This is a genomic window from Sphingobium boeckii (assembly GCF_014199215.1).
Taxonomy (GTDB): Bacteria; Pseudomonadota; Alphaproteobacteria; order Sphingomonadales; family Sphingomonadaceae; genus Sphingobium_A; species Sphingobium_A boeckii.
The window spans coordinates 323,485-343,713 of the sequence record NZ_JACIJC010000004.1; the positions used below are offsets into that span (position 1 = coordinate 323,485).

20 protein-coding genes are annotated in these 20,229 nt (G+C 59.2%); 8 read left to right on the forward strand and 12 right to left on the reverse strand.

Features of this window, described 5'->3' with window-relative positions:
• Positions 1-47 precede the first annotated feature (47 nt).
• Genes FHS49_RS13075 through FHS49_RS13085 form a run of 3 tightly spaced genes read right to left on the reverse strand, consistent with a single transcriptional unit; the run spans position 48 to position 2,768 of the window.
• A complete protein-coding gene (locus tag FHS49_RS13075) occupies positions 48-605 on the reverse strand; it encodes a serine O-acetyltransferase (RefSeq protein WP_184019233.1) in 558 nt (185 codons plus the stop codon).
• Positions 606-609: 4 nt separating this feature from the next.
• Positions 610-1,656, reverse strand: a complete 1,047-nt coding sequence (locus tag FHS49_RS13080) for a glycosyltransferase family 2 protein (RefSeq protein ID WP_184019235.1) — start codon at positions 1,654-1,656, stop codon at positions 610-612.
• A gap of 50 nt (positions 1,657-1,706) precedes the next feature.
• A complete protein-coding gene (locus FHS49_RS13085; protein WP_184019237.1) occupies positions 1,707-2,768 on the reverse strand; it encodes a glycosyltransferase family 2 protein in 1,062 nt (353 codons plus the stop codon).
• A gap of 539 nt (positions 2,769-3,307) precedes the next feature.
• Between FHS49_RS13085 and FHS49_RS13090 the strand changes: the two genes are divergently transcribed.
• From FHS49_RS13090 to FHS49_RS13100, 3 genes are all read left to right on the forward strand, one after another.
• Positions 3,308-4,789, forward strand: coding sequence for an O-antigen ligase family protein (locus tag FHS49_RS13090; RefSeq protein ID WP_184019239.1), 1,482 nt, complete (start codon positions 3,308-3,310; stop codon positions 4,787-4,789).
• Positions 4,790-5,006: 217 nt separating this feature from the next.
• Complete coding sequence (locus FHS49_RS13095; protein WP_221240500.1) at positions 5,007-6,068, forward strand: glycosyltransferase; 1,062 nt, start codon at positions 5,007-5,009, stop codon at positions 6,066-6,068.
• A complete protein-coding gene (locus tag FHS49_RS13100) occupies positions 6,065-7,246 on the forward strand; it encodes a glycosyltransferase family 2 protein (protein WP_184019243.1) in 1,182 nt (393 codons plus the stop codon). The genes FHS49_RS13095 and FHS49_RS13100 overlap by 4 nt, the downstream gene beginning before the upstream one ends.
• 38 nt (positions 7,247-7,284) lie before the next feature.
• Here the strand turns inward: FHS49_RS13100 and FHS49_RS13105 are convergent, their stop codons facing one another.
• The gene (locus FHS49_RS13105; RefSeq protein WP_184019245.1) at positions 7,285-8,136 is read right to left on the reverse strand and encodes an EpsD family peptidyl-prolyl cis-trans isomerase; all 852 of its coding nucleotides are present in this window, start codon (positions 8,134-8,136) and stop codon (positions 7,285-7,287) included.
• A 124-nt stretch (positions 8,137-8,260) separates the two neighbouring features.
• Here FHS49_RS13105 and FHS49_RS13110 point away from each other — a divergent pair, with 124 nt between their 5' ends.
• Complete coding sequence (locus FHS49_RS13110) at positions 8,261-8,509, forward strand: XrtV sorting system accessory protein (RefSeq protein ID WP_184019247.1); 249 nt, start codon at positions 8,261-8,263, stop codon at positions 8,507-8,509.
• Positions 8,510-8,513: 4 nt separating this feature from the next.
• On the opposite strand, the gene FHS49_RS13115 is transcribed toward FHS49_RS13110, so the two are convergent.
• From FHS49_RS13115 to rfbC, 7 genes are all read right to left on the reverse strand, one after another.
• Positions 8,514-9,800 (reverse strand): glycosyltransferase family 4 protein, encoded by a 1,287-nt coding sequence (locus FHS49_RS13115; RefSeq protein ID WP_184019249.1) that lies wholly within the window; start codon positions 9,798-9,800, stop codon positions 8,514-8,516.
• A gap of 51 nt (positions 9,801-9,851) precedes the next feature.
• A complete protein-coding gene (epsI, locus tag FHS49_RS13120; RefSeq protein WP_184019251.1) occupies positions 9,852-10,553 on the reverse strand; it encodes an exosortase-associated protein EpsI, V-type in 702 nt (233 codons plus the stop codon).
• A complete protein-coding gene (gene xrtV, locus FHS49_RS13125; protein ID WP_184019253.1) occupies positions 10,540-11,445 on the reverse strand; it encodes an exosortase V in 906 nt (301 codons plus the stop codon). The genes epsI and xrtV overlap by 14 nt, the downstream gene beginning before the upstream one ends.
• 196 nt (positions 11,446-11,641) lie before the next feature.
• Positions 11,642-12,508: a glucose-1-phosphate thymidylyltransferase RfbA gene (gene rfbA / locus FHS49_RS13130; RefSeq protein WP_184019255.1), complete on the reverse strand. Its 867-nt coding sequence runs from the start codon at positions 12,506-12,508 to the stop codon at positions 11,642-11,644.
• On the reverse strand, positions 12,505-13,401 hold the full coding sequence (rfbD, locus tag FHS49_RS13135) for a dTDP-4-dehydrorhamnose reductase (RefSeq protein ID WP_184019257.1): 897 nt from the start codon (positions 13,399-13,401) through the stop codon (positions 12,505-12,507). The genes rfbA and rfbD overlap by 4 nt, the downstream gene beginning before the upstream one ends.
• Positions 13,398-14,471: a dTDP-glucose 4,6-dehydratase gene (gene rfbB / locus FHS49_RS13140; protein WP_184019260.1), complete on the reverse strand. Its 1,074-nt coding sequence runs from the start codon at positions 14,469-14,471 to the stop codon at positions 13,398-13,400. The genes rfbD and rfbB overlap by 4 nt, the downstream gene beginning before the upstream one ends.
• 20 nt (positions 14,472-14,491) lie before the next feature.
• Complete coding sequence (rfbC, locus tag FHS49_RS13145; protein ID WP_184019261.1) at positions 14,492-15,052, reverse strand: dTDP-4-dehydrorhamnose 3,5-epimerase; 561 nt, start codon at positions 15,050-15,052, stop codon at positions 14,492-14,494.
• Between the two features lie 250 nt (positions 15,053-15,302).
• Here rfbC and FHS49_RS13150 point away from each other — a divergent pair, with 250 nt between their 5' ends.
• Positions 15,303-15,773: a CAP domain-containing protein gene (locus tag FHS49_RS13150; protein WP_246350691.1), complete on the forward strand. Its 471-nt coding sequence runs from the start codon at positions 15,303-15,305 to the stop codon at positions 15,771-15,773.
• A 5-nt stretch (positions 15,774-15,778) separates the two neighbouring features.
• On the opposite strand, the gene FHS49_RS13155 is transcribed toward FHS49_RS13150, so the two are convergent.
• Positions 15,779-16,327 (reverse strand): PEPxxWA-CTERM sorting domain-containing protein, encoded by a 549-nt coding sequence (locus FHS49_RS13155; protein WP_184019265.1) that lies wholly within the window; start codon positions 16,325-16,327, stop codon positions 15,779-15,781.
• Between the two features lie 333 nt (positions 16,328-16,660).
• On the opposite strand from FHS49_RS13155, the gene FHS49_RS13160 reads away from it, so the two are divergent.
• The 3 genes from FHS49_RS13160 (at position 16,661) to FHS49_RS13170 (ending at position 20,226) form a co-directional block, all read left to right on the forward strand.
• Positions 16,661-17,995, forward strand: a complete 1,335-nt coding sequence (locus FHS49_RS13160; RefSeq protein WP_184019267.1) for a tetratricopeptide repeat protein — start codon at positions 16,661-16,663, stop codon at positions 17,993-17,995.
• A 155-nt stretch (positions 17,996-18,150) separates the two neighbouring features.
• Positions 18,151-19,038, forward strand: a complete 888-nt coding sequence (locus tag FHS49_RS13165) for a hypothetical protein (protein ID WP_184019269.1) — start codon at positions 18,151-18,153, stop codon at positions 19,036-19,038.
• A 6-nt stretch (positions 19,039-19,044) separates the two neighbouring features.
• Positions 19,045-20,226: a glycosyltransferase gene (locus FHS49_RS13170; RefSeq protein WP_184019271.1), complete on the forward strand. Its 1,182-nt coding sequence runs from the start codon at positions 19,045-19,047 to the stop codon at positions 20,224-20,226.
• The last annotated feature ends 3 nt before the right edge of the window (positions 20,227-20,229 follow it).

Consider the following 20,229-nt stretch of genomic DNA (forward strand, 5'->3'; position numbering starts at 1 on the left):
ACCTCCCAAAGGGAATCCCCTTTGAATCAGTCAAATGTCATCCCGCTCTAAATATCGTCCGACACGGTGGACGGTGGTGCTGTGACACGCGGCGGACGCGCAGCCGCGGGCACGCCGACCGCGAGCCATTGCGCTGGAACATCCTTCAGCACCACGGCATTGGCTCCGATTTGCGCACCATCGCCTATATGGATCTTGCCGAGGATCACAGCCCCCGCGCCGACATTCACATGACAGCCGAGAACCGGAGCGTCATCCAGGCGGTCGAGCGACCGGATACCAAGAGTGCAATTCTGGCGGATGATGCAACCGTCACCGATCACCGTGCTGCCATGCACCACGATGCCGCCTTGATGCTCGATGACGACGCCCCGCCCGATGATGGCGGTATAGGGCAATTCGATCCCGTAAATATTGCGGCAGAAGCGGAAGGCCGCGCGGTAAAGAAAATTCGGCAAGGCGCGTAGCCACCGGTTCCGGATGGTCATGCGCCACACGCCGAACCGATAGACCGCCATCGCCCGGAACCCCGGCCTTGTCCAATCCCCCCCGTGCGCGCGATGGTCCTCGCCGATCACCGCAAAAAGATCGCTGAGCCGCGCCATGCCTTTATCCCTTATATTCGATGATCAGGGAGCGTCGATTGAGCAAACGGCTGCGCAGGAATGTCATGCCGCCGCCGATCTGCGCGAATTTCGCGATCATCAGCAACGCGGCATTGCGCCAGGCATAGCTTTTCGGCTCGCCCGCCACACGTCCCCGCAGAGCGATCCGGCAAATTTGAGCGGCCAGAATTGCGAGATAAGCCAGCGGCACGGCCCAAAATATAGGTTCGAAAACGAGGGCCAGAAGAACACCCGAGATCGCGATCGTTGGCAACACGCCGCCCCAGACTATGATACTGCGGACCTGCCTGATCCATGAAGGATCGCTCCGCGCTCCATGCCGCCAGACATGTTCGACAAAGGCATGTCCGGACCGCCGGGCGCGGCGCCACCAAGGCCCGAAATGCAGGATATTGGCGTCATGAAGCGTCATTTCCGCTGGGATTCGTTCGATGCGCCAGCCTTTTTCCCGCATCCTGAGGCACAGGTCGGGCTCCTCGCCCGCGATCAGATCGGGATTGTAGCCGCCGGCCTCATCGAAGGCCGAAATCCGGAAGAGCACATCGCCGCCACAGGAAAGCGCCGGCCCCACTGGCACATCCCATTCCGCGTTGCAGATGGCGTTATAGATGCTCGCTTGCGGAAACCGTTCGCGCCGGCGCCCGAAGATCGCTGCAAGGCCCGGATCCGCCTCCAGCCCGGCGATCGCGGCATCCAGCCAGTGCGGCTGCAACGCGCAATCGCCGTCTATCATCTGGACGTATGCGGCCTCAGGGTCATTTTTCTTCAGAACTTCGAAGCCAGCATTGCGCGCCCGTGCGGCTGTGAATCCGATGGCGGTGGGAAGCTCGACCACATGTGCGGACAAGGCGCGTGCGAAGGCGACGCTATCGTCGGTCGATCCGGAATCGACATAGACCACGCTGACGCCCGACGGGATGGAGCGCAGGCAGGTCTTCAGCCGATCCCCCTCATTGCGTCCGATGACCACGATCCCCACGCGCGCCGAAGCATCGGCCTCGCCCGATCGGTTCGATTTCCTGTCATCCATAACGCTATGCACCCCGTCCGGCTCCCTTTGCCCCCGAACGGCAAGGGCAGTCAATTCGGTGGCATCCATGCTGGCCGCTGATCCAGCGCATCTTTCGCGGTGGCGATTTGCGGTCGAATATCATCGGCGTCGGCCAATATGCCGGCACGAAGAAGCGATCGGCGTTCGGCCAGATCGGTTTCACTCCGGCTAGAAAGCTTCAATATCGTCCGCAATCTCCAGAACATATCGCCCACTAGCCAGGCGACACCCGCAATCGCCGTCATCCGCCGCCCATAAGCGAGCGCATGAAAACGGCGGCGGGATCTGAACCAGTAATCCGGTTTTGTCGGCGCGGCGACTGATTTGCCGTCGCGCACGCCGGTGGCCGCACCGCCGATATGAATCACGCGGCTGTCCGGCACATGAAGGATGTCCCAACCCGCGCGCTTCAGCCGGTACATCAGTTCGACCTCTTCGAAATACAGAAAAAATCCATGATCGAAGAGGCCGGTTTCCGCCAACGCAGCGGTGCGAACCATACAGCTCGCGCCGGTCACCCAATCGGCCGGCACGATACGCTCCGACTGAATGAGCGTAGGCGCAATGCCCAGCAGAACGCCGACCCGATGGATGCGTGCGCCGCTAACCAATTCCCGTGCGGCCGTGGGGAAGCGAAATGCCGATCCCGCCAGACTGAGGTCAGGATTGATGAGTTGGCTCCCCGCGACCGCACAGCGCGGATGCGCGATCATGGCGTCGCGCAACGCCGCGATCGCGCCGGGCTCGATTCGCGAATCCGGGTTGAGCAAATGGATGAAAGCCGGTGGATTTTCCTGGCGAAGAAGGCGGAGGATTGCCTGATTGTTCGCCCAGCCGAAGCCGCCATTGATGTCCAGTGGAAGAAAGGTGACCCAATTTGCAAAAACCGGGTCGTTCAAAGAAGCCTCAATCTTCTCGGCGGAGCCGTCGCCTGACCCGCCATCGACGACCATCACCGTCAATTCCGGCAGACTGTCGCGCTCGACCAATATCGTTTTCAGGCAATCCGCAACAAGCTCCGGCGTGCGATAGTTGACGATGACTATGGCGATTGAACGAGACTGTTCGTCCAGTAAATGGGCCGGCTTCATAAGGCGACGCCGGTTCCGGAAACGCGACACGATGTGATGGGGGCGAGCATCTTTTCTGTCGAACAGAACATCGCCAAAGGATCAAGGCTTTTCGCGTTCGGCCGCGGCAACCAGGACTCGACCACAAATTGCGTTTTCAAACGATCCTATGCGCAAGATCTGGATGACACGTCAGACACCGTGGTTTGCTCGCGCATGACATATCGAACCATGTGGCACGCAACGAACGCCGTTATGTTAACAATTTCACGCAATATGAAACATCGCAAGGCTTGTGATCTGATTGGAGCTAGGCAATGAGAATTCGAACCGCACGTTTTCTGCCTCGGACCGGGCATTGATGAGAGCAATGCCAGAATGTTGTCACAGAACGATCATGGATGCGTGTCGACACCTTCGGATAAGAGGTTTTTGATCGCAATCGCCCGCTTAGATCGACGAGCAAAATCGGGGGACTTCCATTTTTTCCGGCACATCGGTCATGGGTTGCAAAAGTCAGCCAATCGACAGGCCACACACCAGATGTTTCCAGGTTCACCATGCGCAATCTGATTATAAATCTCGCTTTTATAGAAATCCTATCCTTTGCAGGCATATGGATTTTTTTGAGAAGCCTGATAAAAGAGCGAAGATCTGAATTTGGCAATATTCTTTATATTATATCTCTAAGCGTCGCAGCATTTTCATTCTTAAGTCCAAATCTAATATTTCTCAATATTTTCTATATAATACTCATACCACTTATTGCTAGGAACTTTAGTCAAGTTGCGCCGATATATATTTTCTGTATCATTATTTCTCCGCTTCTTAGTTATAATGTGAGCGCCGGGGGAATATTTTTATTAGATTATAGCGTTGCCCATTCGCTGGGTATCGGAGCAATCATTGCCTTCGCTATAAAAGGGAAAGGGCGCTCATACGCGAAATTTGCGACGGATTTGCCTTTTATCGGCATAATGCTGGTTCTATTTTTCATAACGGTCCGCGATACATCCGTCACGAACATATTGCGCGAATTTCTGGGACAGGCGTTGCTTTATGGGCCGCCCTATTGGATCGTCAGCAGGGGTATTCGCAATTTGACGGATGTCCGTCTCACATTATTGATATTGGCCGCCGCGGCGGTTTTGCTTTCGATTATCTGCGCATTCGAAGCGTTGAAGGGTTGGCCACTTTATCGCGCCATCTGGTCATACCACGGTATTGACCTCGGCTCTGGTGCCAGTGTGAAACTCCGCGGCGGATTGCTGAGGTCGCCTGGCCCCTACGCCGAACCCCTCTCGCTATCCTTCTCGCTGACCATGTGTATTCTCGCCCTTGTCGCAAGCCGAAGATCTTTTCGTTCCAGATTATGGTTTTTGGGGCTTTGCGCTATCACCGCCATTGGTATCGCGGCACCACAATCACGCGGCGCATGGATCGGACTGATTGTCGGATTGCTGGCATGTGATGCCTATCGCGGTCGTTGGCAGGTATTGGCCACGCGGACGGGTATTCTCGTCATGGCCGGCGTCCTGGCTGTCGCTGGCTCAACCGTCAATTCTCATCTGGCCAATCTTACCGGGACGTCCGCCGAAGGCCATGGAACGATCGATTATCGCGAAGATCTTCTGACACGAGGTATAGAAGAGGTACGCGCCTATCCTTTAATTGGCCGCCCCTTTGAACAAGTGACAGAAGCGATGAAAGACATGACTCAAGGAGAGGGTATCGTTGATTTCGTGAACTCTTATCTCGTCGTCGCCCTTGTTTCCGGCCTTATCGGTCTCGCGATATTTTCCACCGGCTTGATCTCCCAATGCACGATCATCTGGCAAGCCCGCGTCGCCACGAAAAACACATCGACGCATCGAGAGTATCTGGCATTTGCATTTTCCACCATGATCGCCAACTGCATAATGCTGGCCAATATCTCCATGGGAGGCCGCATAACCATGACCTTGGGAATGACCATGGCCATGGCGGGCATTTTGATCAATCTCGCTTATAAGCACAGGCGGAGCGGAACTTTCGTAGAGTGATCATCATGGTCATGAAACAGAATCTGGACGCCTCTATGAGAAATTTGGAATAATGCCCGGTTTCAAGATTGCTTATCTCGTGAACGCCTATCCCGCGGTGAGCCATAGCTTTATCCGACGAGAAATTGATGCGGTCGAAAGCTGTTCCGCAAAGGTCAGGCGATTTTCCGTCCGGCGCCCCAATGCGGATTTGCCGGATCAGAGAGACCAGGAGGAATTGCCTCAAACGACGCTTTTGCTGGATCGCAACATCGGCGCATTTTTCATTGCCGTTGCCAACGCCGTTATCTTCAATTTATGGCGCTTTTTGAAGGCGCTCATGCTCGCATTGCGCGCAGGCGGCGCATCTCCCAAGTCCATTTTCAAGCACATGGCCTATCTGGCCGAAGCCTGTTTGCTTTATCGAATGCTGGCCAAGGACCCGGTCGATCATGTCCATGCGCATTTCGGCACGAACCCGGCCATGGTCGCGCGGCTGCTGCATAAGCTGGGCGGGCCACCCTACAGCTTTACCGTTCACGGTCCCGATGAGTTCGATCGGCCTCAGGCGCTGGATCTGGCGGGCAAGATCACCGACGCCAGCCTGACCGTCGCGATCAGCAGTTTCGGTAGAAGCCAGCTCATGCGCTGGAGCGATCCCGCGCATTGGGATCGCATTGCGATCGTTCGGTGCGGGGTGGATGAGAGCTTTCTGCAGCCCATCGCGCCGCAACCGATCCCCGCCGCACCGCGGCTGTGCTGCGTGGCGCGGCTAAGTGCGCAAAAGGGGTTGCCGCTGCTGATCGAGGCCGCGGCGCTGATCGACCGCCGCGGCTTGGATTTCCATCTGACCTTGGTCGGCGACGGCGAAATGCGTCCCGAGATAGAGCAGATGATCGCTGGACACGGTTTGGAAGCGAAAGTCCACATCGCCGGCTGGTCCAGCTCGGAGGCGGTCAGGGATCACATATTGAACGCCCGCGCCATGGTTTTGCCGAGCTTTGCAGAAGGCCTTCCAGTGGTGATCATGGAGGCGCTCGCCTTGTCACGCCCCGTGATCGCCACCGCCATCGCGGGCACGCCCGAACTCGTGGATGAAGCGTGCGGCTGGCTGATCCGCGCCGGTTCGGTGGAGCATCTGGCCGATGCCATGGCGGAAGCGCTCACGCTGCCGGTGGCTGAACTCCAGCGTCGCGGCGCGGAAGGCCGGAGGCGCGTTCTGGAGCAGCATGATTCTCGCATCAACGGGGCGCACTTGTTGAAGTTGATCGAGGCATCGCATGGGATCAATCGACCATGACGGGGGCGGGCCTCGTCGCATGGCTTGCGGCATTGCCGACAGGCGCCATGTTCAGCGTCTTTCTGACCGAGGTCACCGCCGGGCTGGTCAAAAGATTCGACGGCACCCGGGAATCGCAAGCACTTGGCCGAACCATTGTCCTGATGCCCGCACATGACGAGGCCGCGGGAATCGAACGGACCATCGCAGAGGTTTTGCCCCGTCTGCCCGACGGTGCCCAGCTTCTGATCGTGGCCGACAATTGTTGCGACAATACCGCCGCACTCGCACGCGCTGCCCATTGCGCCGTGATCGAACGCCACGATCCAGCGCATCGCGGCAAAGGTTATGCACTGGCGTTCGGACGGGATCATCTGTGCGCCAACCCACCCGATTGCGTGATCGTACTGGATGCCGATTGCGTTCCGGAACCAAAGGCGCTGGCGCTGCTCGCCGCCGAAGCAACACGGACGGGCAAGCCGGCTCAGGCCTGCTATCTGATGCAGCCCAACCGGATCGCAAGCCCAATGGTGCAGATATCCAACTTCGCTTTTCTGATCAAAAATCTCGTGCGACAGCGTGGCGCGTCCGCATTGGGTGCTCCTGCCTTGCTGACGGGAACGGGCATGGCCTTCCCTTGGGCCATTTTCAAAGATGCGCCGCTGGCGTCTGGCAACATTGTCGAGGATCTGGCGCTTGGCGTCGATTTGTCCCGTGCAGGCCATGCGCCGCGCTTCCTGGAACAGGCACGCGTATGGAGCGTCGCGGCGAGCGAAGGCGATACGCTCACGCAGCGCACCCGCTGGGAGCATGGCTTTGTCGCAACCGCAAGATCACATGGACTGCCGCTGGCGCTGGAAGGGTTGCGCAGAGGACGCTGGCCATTATTCTGGCTGGGTTTGCATCTGCTCGTACCGCCATTGGCGCTGCTGTTCATGGCCGGAACCGTCGTGCTGACGATGCTTTTATTGCTGATGTTGGCGGGTGCCGGTTTCGGCCCTGCGCTTCTGCTGTTTAGCATGATGGCCGCGAGCGGGCTCGCCATTCTCTTGGCATGGCGAGGCTTCGGGCGCGCCATGATCGCGCCAGGGGCGCTTTTACGCCTGCCGCTTTACGCGCTGTGGAAAATCCCGGTCTATCTCAAACTCGTGCGCGGAGCAGAGACCAATTGGGTGCGGACCAAGCGACCCGAAGAATAAAATCGGGCGCGATGCCGCAGCGCCGCGCCCGATGATTTTTACTTGGCGGCTGCGGGCTTTGCCGCCGGAGCAGGTTCGTAATTCGGCTGATATTCGATCTTGGCTTTGGCGCGCGCTTCCTTGAGCCGCGTTTCGCCCACCTTGGACAAACCCTCGTTGCGAATAGCCTGAACCGCGATCGGCCGCGATTGATCGGCGGGAACCAGCAACGGCTCGCTGCCGGTGATGACGCTCACGACAACTTTGCCACCAGCCGGAACGATAAACGGCTCGCCGGCAGGAAGTGCGACGATCTGCTTGAGCGTTTCAGGCGGGATTGCCCCGGAATCGATCGCGCCTGCACCACGCTGGAACTTGATGCCCATGGCCGTCAGAGACGCTGCGACTGCCTCCAGGCTATGATCGCCTTCGAGCTTCTTCAACTGCGCCACGTCGCCCGGCATGTCGAACTGGAGCTGATCGACCTTATAGCGGGTGCGGCCCGTGAACATCGCGGGATGCTCAGCGATATATTTGTCGATCGCGCCGGCATCGGGCACGCGGATCGCATCCGCGGCTTTCTTGGCATACATGCGCACGAGCAACTCTTCGCTCATCTTGCGCTGTTGCGTCACATAGGTGGGATCGCGATCAAGACCCTCTTCCTTGGCGGTCTGCGCCAGAAGCCTGCGGTCGATCACCTGCTGAAGCACCTGCTTCATGACCAGCTTCTTGTCGGCGGTGGCGGGCAAATTCACGCCTTCGAGTTCCGCGTTCAATTCCTGCAAAGAAATTTCCTCGCCATTCACCACCGCGACGATCTGCCCGGTCGCCTTCTTCTCGCAGCCGCTCGCCAGCAAAAGCACGGCGAGAACGCCCGCCGCCGCAGCACCTTTGAAATTGCGTTTCATGATATTTGTCTCCCCAAGATGCCGGAAGGTCGATAATGGCGATCAAGTCCGGCTAAAAAATTCAGTTTCCTTGTAGACACCGGCGATACGCGATAAAGATTAATCTTTGCAACGGGGCAGTGCATTGGAAACCGTATTTGATTGGGTCACGCTGGCCATATTCGCCGGCTTGATCGTTCTTTTTCTTCAACGCTCTTCGGAAGCCGAGCCGCGTGACAGCCTGTGGCAATATCTCATTGCTGCCGTGGGATGCGCCGTGGCGAACTATGTGGGCAATGAGGTCAACGAGATCGCCGCCATCGTCGTGATCGGTGCCGTGCTCGCTTTCATATTCATCGTCCTGAAGCCGTTCGAGGGCTGGAAGCGGCCCTGATCGCTTAAACGCTCCGCGATTCCTCAAAATTGGCTTCAGATCTGGCAGCAAGCCATTGGCTGATGGACTTGCCCCCGCATTCGGCCAGCGCGCGATCATAAGTCCCGATCCATGACTTGAGCAGAAACGGCCAAGAATAGCCGGCGCGTTCCGCCTCCGCACGGGCATTCGCAGACAGGCGATTGGCCTCATTCGCATCCTCCGCCAGGCGGCGCATGGCGGCGGCGATCGAAGCGACGACGGCCGCCTCATCGTCAGGTGCGATCAAAATGCCCTTATCGCTATCCAGCAACAAAGCCGGACCGCCCCAATCCAGCGCGATGACCGGCAATCCCAGCATCATCGCTTCCTGAACGACAATGCCATTGGCTTCCGCCAGGCTGGGAAATACAAAGGCGCGATATTGGCGCAACTGATCGAACAGGGCTTTACCCGCCGGAAACCAGCCCAGAAAATTCACCCGATCGGCGACGCCTTCGCGCCCGGCGAGATCTTCAAGGGCGGCCCGCTCTTCCCCATCACCGTAAATATCGATCGTTGCTCCGGGCGCCAGGCGCAGCGCCCTGATCGCCAAATCACAACCCTTGTAGCGCACCAATCTGCCGATGAAGACGAACCGCGCTTTATGGCCGACATGCTGGATGCGCGGAGCGGCCGCCAGATCAGGATCGACCCCGCTATCGAGCGACGGCACCATCCGGGCGTCGCTGCATCCGCCGAGACGAAGCGCGCGGACCGTCCTGCCGCCGCCCGCGACCAGTAAGGTCGCCTTGCGCTTGCCGCGAAACAGCGCGCCGCCGAGCTTTTGCATCGGCCAAAGCATCAGGCTTCCGGCCCTTTTCGCCAAAGTTTCCCGATCGGAGAAAGCAGCAGGATGAAGAATGTTGCCGTTTAACGGACCGATCACGACCGGAAATTTGGGAAAGCGAAAATAAGGCAATGTCGGTGATATCGGTGACGTGAAATGCACCAACCAGGGGTTGGTCGCCCTGGCGCATTGTAGCGCGCGGCGGTGGAGCAGCCACCCGCTGACCACCATCAACGGCCAGTTGAGCCGCAGCTTGTAAAACAGCTTTTCGATAGGATGGTCTTCCACGAACACAACTTGTGTCGTGAGATTCATGGCCTGCACTTCATCCCGAACCCTGGAATGGGTTACCTGCACGACATCGATCCCCAATGCCTCCAGTCCCAATAATATCTGCAGTGCCTTGAGCGCCTCACCGCCCATTTTCCGCGATATATTGGGCGCCACGAGAAGGACGCGCGGGCTCTGTTTTTCGATATCCATAAACGATGCCCCCGCGGATCAGATCATGCGCGATCCTTTACCATCTCTGCCTTAGCCGAATAAAATCTTTCTGCCTGCAGGGGTCGCGGACTTTTCGAGCTCTCTTGCAAAGTCGCTGATCGTTTCCGCCGCCTCTGTCTGGTCAAGACCGATCATCGACACGCGGGCCAGCACGCCATCGGGATAATATCCCTTCAAATTGGCTTCCGCCATGGCGAGGCGCTGGTCGCTCCATTTCAGCGGATATTTGTTATCGACCCGCGTCCAATAGATCATCATTTCCGATCTTCTGGATTGTTTCGCGACGAGAAACCTTGAGGGAATTTCTATATTTGGCGCGATTTTTAACGTGAATGGCTCATTCTCGGTGATGACGAAACCAGCGGCAGGGTAACACACCTCAGGTCGATGAACCTGGACGTTGTTCTGCTGGATACTGCTATAGGCCGCCAAGAACATGACCGGAGGCTTGCTTTCCGCCAGATACACGCGCGTGACCAGTTGCTCATAAAGCTTCTGGCTGAGTTGGTCTGGCGGAGGCAGAATGAGGTCGCTGCTGTTTTCCGCGGTCCAAGGGCCAACCACCCGCGGGATCAGTGCATCAAACTCCTTTTCGGAAAACGGTTTGACCGCCCGGACAGGCTCTCTCAACGCAGCAAGGCCAGAGGTGGCGAGCAAAGCGCCCCCCAGGAAGACGCTTCGCCGAGACATGCCAAGCCAGGGTGCCGCCGGACTGTCTTTATCTTGTGCCATCTGAGCTTCCCAAGGAGAAAGATCTGGAATCGCCGCCCAGAAGGCGCCGCAGTAATGGCCCCGCTAAAGCGTCGATCGCGAAGATCGCGAGCAAAGCCGTGACGAACATCGTCAATCCGGCAAAATTATGCAGGAAGCCCTGCGCAGCCGCTTCCCCGGCATAATAAGTGAGCAGGATCAGCACGAGAACGCGCACGAAATTCGCGAAGATCGCCACGGGTATCACGGCCAGCATCAGGATCATGGCATAACGCCAGTTCATCTGATGCCGCATATAGACATAGAAAAGCGAGATGGCGGACAGGGAAATCAGGGAGTTCAAACCTGCGCACGCCTCGGCGACCAGCAGTTGATATTGACTGATCTGGATCGTGACTCCTGCTCCGGCGATGGGATATCCAAGCCAATAGAGAAAATCGATCGCAGCCTGCGAGATGCCGATCTTCAATGGCTGCGTGACTGCCGCCACCACGCTTTCGGGTGGGGGGAAAGTGAACAGCAGATAGAAAAGCGGAAACCAGAGCCGCTGGAGAACGGCAAAGCCGGCGAAGCTGTACAATGTGACGACGAGCAGCGCGTACATGACGAACCCCTCAATCTCGACGATCTGGATCACGCGGGCCGCGAGATAAAGAAGCAGCAGAGGCACAAAAAACAGCGCAACCTTATAAGCAGGCGGCGGCGCAAGCGTGCTCTTGTCCTGCGGCCATTGCCGCACCAGCAGCCAAAGCCCGGTCGACAGCACGATTGGGCCGTGCCCTCCTTGTTCGGTCGACCAGGTTTCCTTCGCGACGAACGCCATCGTCGGCAACAGGATCGCCAAGATGCCCACGCAAAGCAGCCAATTATCCTGAACGAACCGCCAGATCGCAGATCTTCTGACAGCCTCCATCAAACTGGCTCCGCGCGCACGAGGCTCATGCTTATCGACAATGGCATTGCCCCTCCGAATCCGATGCCTTTTCTGCGCGCCTCTCGCGAGGCGGCACGATCATCGGTATCTACACGCTTATAAAGATTCATGAACTCATACAATCCTGAGCCCGTAACGACAGGCAAAACACCGCCCTGGTTCGGGAACTATTCCTCTATCGCATAGCAAGCTTAAGCAAATACTGCCCATATTCCGTTTTGACCAATTCGCGCCCGCTCGCTTCCAGCGCACTGCGATCGATCCAGCCTGCCCGATAGGCGATTTCCTCAAGACAACCGATCTGAAGGCCCTGACGATGCTGGATCGTGCGAACGAATTGGGCAGCCTCGAGAAGATTGTCATGCGTGCCGGTATCGAGCCACGCAAAGCCGCGGCCAAGCTCTTCGACGAACAAATCCCCGGATTCGAGATATAGCCGGTTGAGATCGGTAATCTCCAACTCCCCACGCGCCGACGGCTTCAGATCGGCCGCCTTTTGCACCACGGTTTCGTCATAGAAATACAGGCCCGTCACCGCGAGGTTCGATTTGGGCTGAGCCGGCTTTTCCTCGATGCTGATGGCGCGGCGGTCCGCGTCCATTTCGATCACGCCATAGGCTTGCGGCTGATCGACCTCATGCGCAAACACGGTCGCACCATCCTCACGTGCCTTCGCGCCAGCGAGCAATTGCTGCATACCTGCGCCGAAAAACAGATTGTCCCCCAGCACAAGCGCACTGCGTTCATCGCCCACAAAATCCGCCCCGATATGGAAGGCCTGCGCCAGACCCTCGGGCTTGGGCTGCACCGCATAGGTAATCTCGATCCCAAACCGACTGCCGTCGCCCAGCAGGCGCTTGTAATTCTCAAGATATTCGGGAGCCGAGATCAGCATGATCTCGTTAATGTCCGCCAGCATCAACACCGAAAGCGGATAATAAATCATCGGCTTGTCATAGATGGGCAGCAACTGCTTGTTGACTGCCAGCGTCGCCGGATGGAGGCGGCTGCCCGAGCCGCCGGCGAGAACGATACCCTTCATGAATTTTCCTTCGTTTCGGCCAGGCACGCGGCGATGATCGTGCGGATCGCCGGCTGCCATGGCTGCATCTCTATGCCAAAGCGTCTGCGGAACCCATCGGTGGACAGGCGGGAATTTTTGGGCCGCGTGACGGGCGTGGGATATTCATCCGATCCGATCGCGGTCACGCGCGCTGCCTTCAGCCCGGCGGCGCGCAACTCATCCATGATGAACACGGCCAGATCATACCAGGTCGCGCTGCCGGCATTCACCAGATGGTGAATTTCGGGCACTGCGGATGGAGAGGCCAGCATTGCGGGCAGCGCTTTGGCAATGGCATCGGCCAGATCGATGGCGCTGGTCGGGCAGCCAAGCTGATCGCCCACGACCCGCAGTTCATCGCGCTCGGCGGCGACACGCAGCATCGTCTTCACGAAATTCTTGCGCCACGGGCTGACCACCCAGGCGGTCCGTGCGATCAGATGCGGACCGCCCGCCGCCAATATCCGCCGCTCGCCCTCGGCCTTGGAACGCCCGTAGACGCTCATCGGGGCAATGGGATCATTTTCGGCATAGGGCCGATCGGATTCTCCATCGAACACATAATCGGTCGAGAAATGCACCAGCGGGATCCCCCGGCGATTGCAGGCGTCCGCCAGCAATCCGGGCACGTCGCCGTTAAGCCACTGCGCCGCGTCGACCGCGCTTTCGGCACCGTCCACGTCGGTGAACGCCGCGCAATTGATCACCGCCTTCGTATCAGGCCCCATCGCATTGGCGATCGCGATGGGATCGCGCAGATCGAGCTCAGCGCGCGTCGGCGCATGAATCGGCAAACCCGCGATATCGCCAATGCCCCGAAAGGCGGTGCCCACCTGTCCGCCCCCGCCAATGACCAGAATCGAGTCGCTCATGCGGCCTTCGGTGCCGCCGTGCCGAGACGCTCGCCCTGATATTTACCGTCCAGAATCGGACGCCACCAGCTTTCATTGGCAAGATACCAGCGCACTGTTTTTTCGATGCCGCTTTCGAAGGTCTCGCGTGGCTCCCAGCCAAGTTCGCTGCGCAACTTGCCCGCGTCGATGGCGTAGCGGAAATCATGGCCCGGCCGATCGCCGACGAACACGATCTGCGCGCGATAGGATTTTCCGTCCGCGCGCGGCTGAACGCGATCGAGCATATCACAGATCACATGCACCACATCGATATTGCGCCGTTCGCTGCGCCCGCCGATCAGATAGGTTTCGCCCGGCACGCCCTTTTCGAACACGCTTTCCAGCGCACGGACATGATCATCGACATAGAGCCAGTCGCGCACATTGGTGCCATCGCCGTAAACCGGGAGATCCCCCCCAGCCAAGGCCTTGATGATGATCAACGGAATCAGCTTTTCCGGAAAATGGAACGGCCCGTAATTGTTCGAGCAATTGGTGACGAGTACGGGCAGGCCATAGCTATGGTGCCACGCGCGCACGAGATGATCGGATGCCGCCTTGGATGCCGAATAAGGCGAACGCGGATCGTAAGGCGTCGCCTCGTTGAACGCGCCCTCATCACCCAGAGAACCAAACACTTCATCCGTTGAGATATGGTGGAAGCGGAAATTTTCCCGCGCGTCTCCCGTGAGCCCGTTCCAATAGGCCTGCGCCGCCGAGAGCATTCCGAATGTGCCGACCACATTGGTCTCGATAAACGCCGCCGGACCATCCAGCGAACGATCGACATGGGATTCAGCCGCGAGATGGGTCACCACATCGGGCGCGAACGCCGCCATCGCCGCCGCAATCGCCTCGCGATCGCAAATGTCGATCTGCTGGAACGCATAGCGATTGGAGGATGCGACGCCATCCAGCGAAGACAGATTGCCCGCATAGGTCAGCGCATCGACATTCAGCACATGATGCGACGTGTTTTCGATTAGGTGACGCACCAGGGCCGAACCGATGAACCCGGCCCCGCCGGTTACGAGGATTTTCTTTGTCATTCGATCTTTCCTGCTGCGAATCAGTCGAGTGGGACCAGTGGTCCGCCCTCATAGGCGAAGTGCGGTTCCAATTCGTGAAGAAGTGGCAGCACCAGATCCTTGTCGGACAGGCAGGCACCCGTTTCAGGCAAGGGCCAATCGATCCCGAGCGCAGGATCGTTCCAGATGATTCCGCCCTCCGATTCCTTGTGATAAGGCGCGGTGACCTTGTAGATCACCTCGCAATCCGGCTCCAAGGTGATGAAACCGTGGGCGTAGCCCGCGGGGATGAAAAGCTGCTCGGCATTGTCCGCCGAAAGAACCCGGCTGACATGCTGGCCATAGGTTGGTGATCCGGTCCGTATGTCCACGGCCACATCGAGGATGCTGCCGCGCACGCAGCGCACCAGCTTCGCCTGGGCATAAGGCGGCGTCTGGAAATGAAGGCCGCGCACCGTGCCGGTGCTTTGCGAATAAGAATGATTGTCCTGACAGAAATCGGCCTCGATCCCCAAAGCCGCGAACTTCGCCTGATTCCAGCTTTCCGTGAACCAGCCTCGCTGATCGGCGAATCGCGGCTGCTTGACCAATATGACCGTCATCCAATGTGCCTCATGCTGATGTTTTCTTCCCAACCGACCATGCCCCGCTTCACAGCCATCTCCTTAATTTCTCGTGCACGAACATAGCTAACCCGAGATTTACCTTGGATATCAAGCTCATTGGCATGGCTCACCCCTATCCCGTCATTGTTACCAACGATGAACTGGGTCAGCCGTCATGCGCATACCATGCTGGAAACCGACACGAAACCGGCTGTTTTCCGCCGCTCTACTCGCGCTTTGCATCCCTTTGACCACGGGTGCCGCCGGCCGAATCGACAATCTGGAAGATCGCGTATTGGCAGCGCACAATCGTGAACGCGCCAAGCTCGACATTCCCGCATTGGCATGGAATCAGGCGCTGGCCGTGGATGCGCAGAAATGGGGGAATCATCTCGCCAAGCTCGGCCGGCTTGAGCATTATCCCGATAATCCGGCCGATCCCGATCCGCAGGGCGAAAATCTATGGGCCGGCACGCGCGGCTATTATTCCGCTGAATCCATGGTTGGCCTGTGGATCGCCGAGCGCAAGAATTTCAAACCCGGCCTGTTTCCGAACAATACCGTGACCGGCAATCTGGAAGACATCGGCCATTATACCCAGCTTATGTGGCGATCATCCCATTCGGTGGGATGTGCGCTCATTCGCGGGCGGGCCGATGAATTCCTCGTGTGCCGCTATAGTGAAGGCGGCAATGTGATGGGCGAAAGGCCGTTCTGATCCAATCAGACCGCAGCTTCCGGCGCATTGTCTTCTGACTTTGCACGCGGCCGCGAGACAGAACGCATGACGCCACCGACGATCACGAACCCGAAGACAAGCTGCGCCCATGTCGCAGGCTCAGGCACCGGGCTGACCGGGATGTCCGTGCCCGGCGTGCCGGGCGTCCCAGGATTGCCGGGAATGATCGCCGAAGGGGATCCGGGTACGAACACGCGGACCGGCGAAGTACCGCCGATCGTGGACGGGCCATTCAGCGCGATCACCGGACCCGTTTCAGGCAGCGTCGGCAGGTTGAACGCCTGCCCGCTTTGAATGATAACCGGATTGTTGGTGAGGCAGGGATCGACAGCCGCCATCTTCACGGGCGCGGCAAGCGCGCCCGGCGCTCGCACGCGCGTCTTCGGTTTGGCATAAGCGCGCGGCGCCGTCGCCTTGTGGATCGCGGTGCGGACGGCGGGAACCTGCGTCGCAACGACGCCGGTGCCCACGATTGGGCAGACGCAAAGGCCCAGAGCCTTTGCCGTCTTCGATACTGCGAGTGCCTTGATCACGAGTGCTTCCCCAAATTGGCGGAATTATACGCTCCCACCGATGCGGCTGAGATAACTTATAGCAATCTCAACATTCTATAGCGAGTCTGTTAACTAAAGTTCACATTTGGATCGTTTATAACGCTTCCGGAATTTCCGGCCTATGACCTCATTTGCATCCACAACTCTTAAAAAAGCTTGTGGATGCAATGTTAATTTTGCGCTTACCATGTTGCGCCGTTCAACGGGGCGGCGGCTGCCGCCATCGCGAATCCATGATAATTTCAACCTTCGCAGTTGCGGCACCGCGATTCATGCGTATCAGCGTGGGAGGCGTATCCGGGGGGCGCGTGTTTGTCTTCATCGAAGCGGATTGACGGCTGGAAAGCCATTGGTGCCTATTTCGGCCGCGATCGAACCACCGCGATCCGCTGGGCCGACAACCGTGGATTGCCCGTGCGGCGAATGCCGGGCGGCAAAAGGGCAACCGTTTATGCGCTGCGGGAAGAACTGGATGCTTGGGCCAGCAGCCAATCGCGCTTGCCCGCAGATGATGACGCGGCTGCAGAAGCGGCATCGCCCGTCCACGCCCCTGCGCCGCGCCGCTTGAGACCGGTTGTGATCGCCATGCTGCTGATGGCTTTATCGAGCGGCGCGGTAGCCTTCTGCACTCTGAAACCTCAGCAAAATGAGCAGGCGATTGCGAAACCACGCCTGCCCGCGGATCCAGCGGCAGCGCGCCTGTTTCTGCAGGCACGGGATGATTGGGCGAAACGCGAACCGGACAGCCTGACGCGGGCCATGGCCGCCTTTGTCGAAGTCACCCGCAGGGAGCCCGGTTTCGCGCCGGCCCATGCCGGCCTGGCGGAGGCCTATCTGCTCGCGCGCGAATTCGGCGCGCTGCCGGATGGAGCAGCCTTTGCCAAGGCGAAGGCTGCGGCTGAGAAAGCCATGGCGCTCGATCCGAATGCGGGCGAAGCCTATCGCGCGCTCGGCTTCATCTCCTACTGGCGGGACCATGATGCCCCCACCGCATCAAAGGCCTTCCTTCGCGCCAAGGCGCTGTCTCCCGACAATGCGCAGACCCACTTCTGGTATGGCAATATCCTGTCAGACAATGGATCGCACGCCGGCGCGTTGCGCGAACTGAACGCCGCCCGCCTGATCGAACCGGGTTCGACCGCGATCCAGACCGATCTTGCCTGGGCCTTATGGTCTGCCGGGCGAGAGGATGAAGCCATGCAAATGCTACAAGACCTATTGGCGAGTCATCCGAATTTCGCGGTGATCCACGATTGCCTGAGCGCCATCCATCTCGCGAGGGGCGATTATGCGGGTTATGCCCGCGCCTTTTCCGCTTTCGCGCGTCTGCGCAACGACGCGGCGCTGATACGCCAGGCCGCTGACGTGCAGGCCGCCTTGTCGAATGTGCCCACAGCGCAGGCGGTGATGATGGCGCAGGCCAGGGCCAATCTCGCAGGCAATGCTGGGCAGGATCATGTATGGGCCGCGTTCCTCGCCTCCGTGGCGCAGGATCGGAACCTTTTGCTTTCCATTCTGGATACGGCAGATCAGCGAGGGGAGCTTTGGGGCAGTTCGGGCCTCGTGTCGCGCATCGCCGATCGCTGGCGCGAAGACAGTCTGATCAGCGAACATCTGGCGCGCCGGCGGGCCAAGCCGATCGAATAACGCGCAGAGATTCCTGCGCGCGCAACAACTCTCATCCTGTTGCAACTAATTGCCACTTTCCCCCGAGGACATGGATGAGGACAAGCGTCCCCGACAGCGAACGGGCCATTCTCTGCGCCCGATGACTGGGGGACATTGTGAAGACACAGGATTCAATGAATATCGTCGCGGGCCTTCTGGCCGTGACCGCAGCGGGGCTCCTGCCGCAAGCGGCATGGGCCGCACCCGGCGACGTGATCCTCCGGATCGAGGGCATGGGCGGCGTTGCCAGGGACAAGCGGCCGCTGTCCGGTTCCGACACCGATTTTTCAGGCGGCGTCCTTCCCTCCGTCGGTTTCAGGATCGGCAACACGCTGCAGGTCCAGGCCGATGCGATGATCGCCGACCATCTCGGCGACACAATTTGGGCCACGGCAGGGCATATCGGCGTGAAGCCCAGCGCCAAAGTGTCGGTGGGTGTTTATGGTGCCTATGCGCACCTGAAGAGTTTCGAGAAGCTGGACACGTATCGGATCGGAGCCGAAGCCGTTTATCATGCGGACCGCGTGTCCCTGTCCGGCATTGCAGGCTATGAGCATAATGAACGTGCCACCGCGATCGTCGGCGTGATACCCGGCTTCACCGTGGTTGACGATTATGGCCGCAAAGGGAATTTCTTCAGCATGGCGGACATCAGCTTCTATCCGCGGGATAGCTGGTCGCTGACCGCAGGCCATCGCTATATCGGCGGGCGACACGCGGCGGCGCTGGGAACAGAGAAATCCCTGTCCGCCTCTGGCAGCGGCTTCACGCTGTTCGCAGAAGGGCGGATCGGCAATGCCGGCTATGCCGCAGCATGGGCCGGCATTCGCCTGCGTTTCGGCAGCAACGGTGTTTCTCTCCGCGATCAGGATCGTAACAGCGGCTATGCCAATCGCCTGAAGGATGAATTATTTGGTGCCAGCAACACCCGCCGGCGTGGGCAGGTCGCATTGCCACCCCCGCCGCCGCCACCCCCGCCCGCCGGCGGCTGCGGCGGTTGCGGTGGCAGTTATTGCACCTGATCAGCCTTGAAACCGCGTATTCTGCTGGCCTGGGAATCCGGCGCGGGCCGCGGCCATCTCGTCACGCTCAAGACGGTGGCCGCGGCGCTCGGTCCGGATTTCATCTATGACGCCGCGTTATGCCGGATGGACCATGCGGCGGAAATCGCCCCGCTGTGCGATCTCGTCTTCCCGGCAGCGTGCCTCTATTATGATCAGGCGGGCGTGCGGGGGCCGGGAGGAACGCGCACCGCCACCTGGGGCGAATATCTGGGCGACAGCGGATTTCGCGATCCCGCATTCCTGACTCGCCAGGTCCGATGGTGGCAGGATGTGCTGGCCGCGCGCAGCACGGATCTTCTGGTGGGTGATTATGCGCCCTGCGCGCTGATGGCCGCCTATAGCATGAGCATTCCTGCCGTGATCGTCGGCACCGGCTATGGGATACCACCGCCGAGATTACCGGAATTTCCCGTCTTTCTGCCCGAATTCTCGCATCGTCTTTATGACGAAGCGGAAATGCTGACCCTGATCAATCAGGCTGTTGTGCCGCTCGGCGTGCCGCCGCTGGATCATCTGTCCGACATCTATCGCCGCTCCGGGGAATTGGTGCGCACGCTCGATATGCTGGATCCCTATCAGGGCCAGCGGGAACAACCGCTATTGCCGCCGGTCGCTGATGTGTCGCGCCTCATGGCAAGCGATGGCGATGAAATCTTCGTCTATTTCTCAACCAGCGAATTGGAAGATGAAGCGGTTCTGGGTGCCATCACGACGCTCGGTTTGCCCATCCGCGCTTTCTGCCCCGGCCTCGGGCCTTCCGCAGCGACGCGCCTGACGGCGGCGGGCGTCCTGCTCGAAACTGCGCCTGTGCCCGTCGATCTGCTGGTCCGCCGTTCGCGGCTGATCATCAATGCCGGGCAACACGGCATATTATGCCTCGGCCTGGCCGCTGGACTACCGCAAATCTGCATCCCCCAGCATCTGGAACAGCTATACCACGCCCGCCGCGCCGAAGCGGCCGGCGTGGCGCAAGTCGCCACGATCCACGATCGCACCGCTCCCATCCTCCGGCAGATGATCCAGAATGCTTATGTCGATGGAAGACTGGCATCTGCGGCCCGGAAATCGGCCGAGGCCCTTCAACCGCAATTCGCTGTCCGGCCCGAAGCCGTCATCCGTGCGCGCCTGACGAGCCTGTTGCGATAGCGG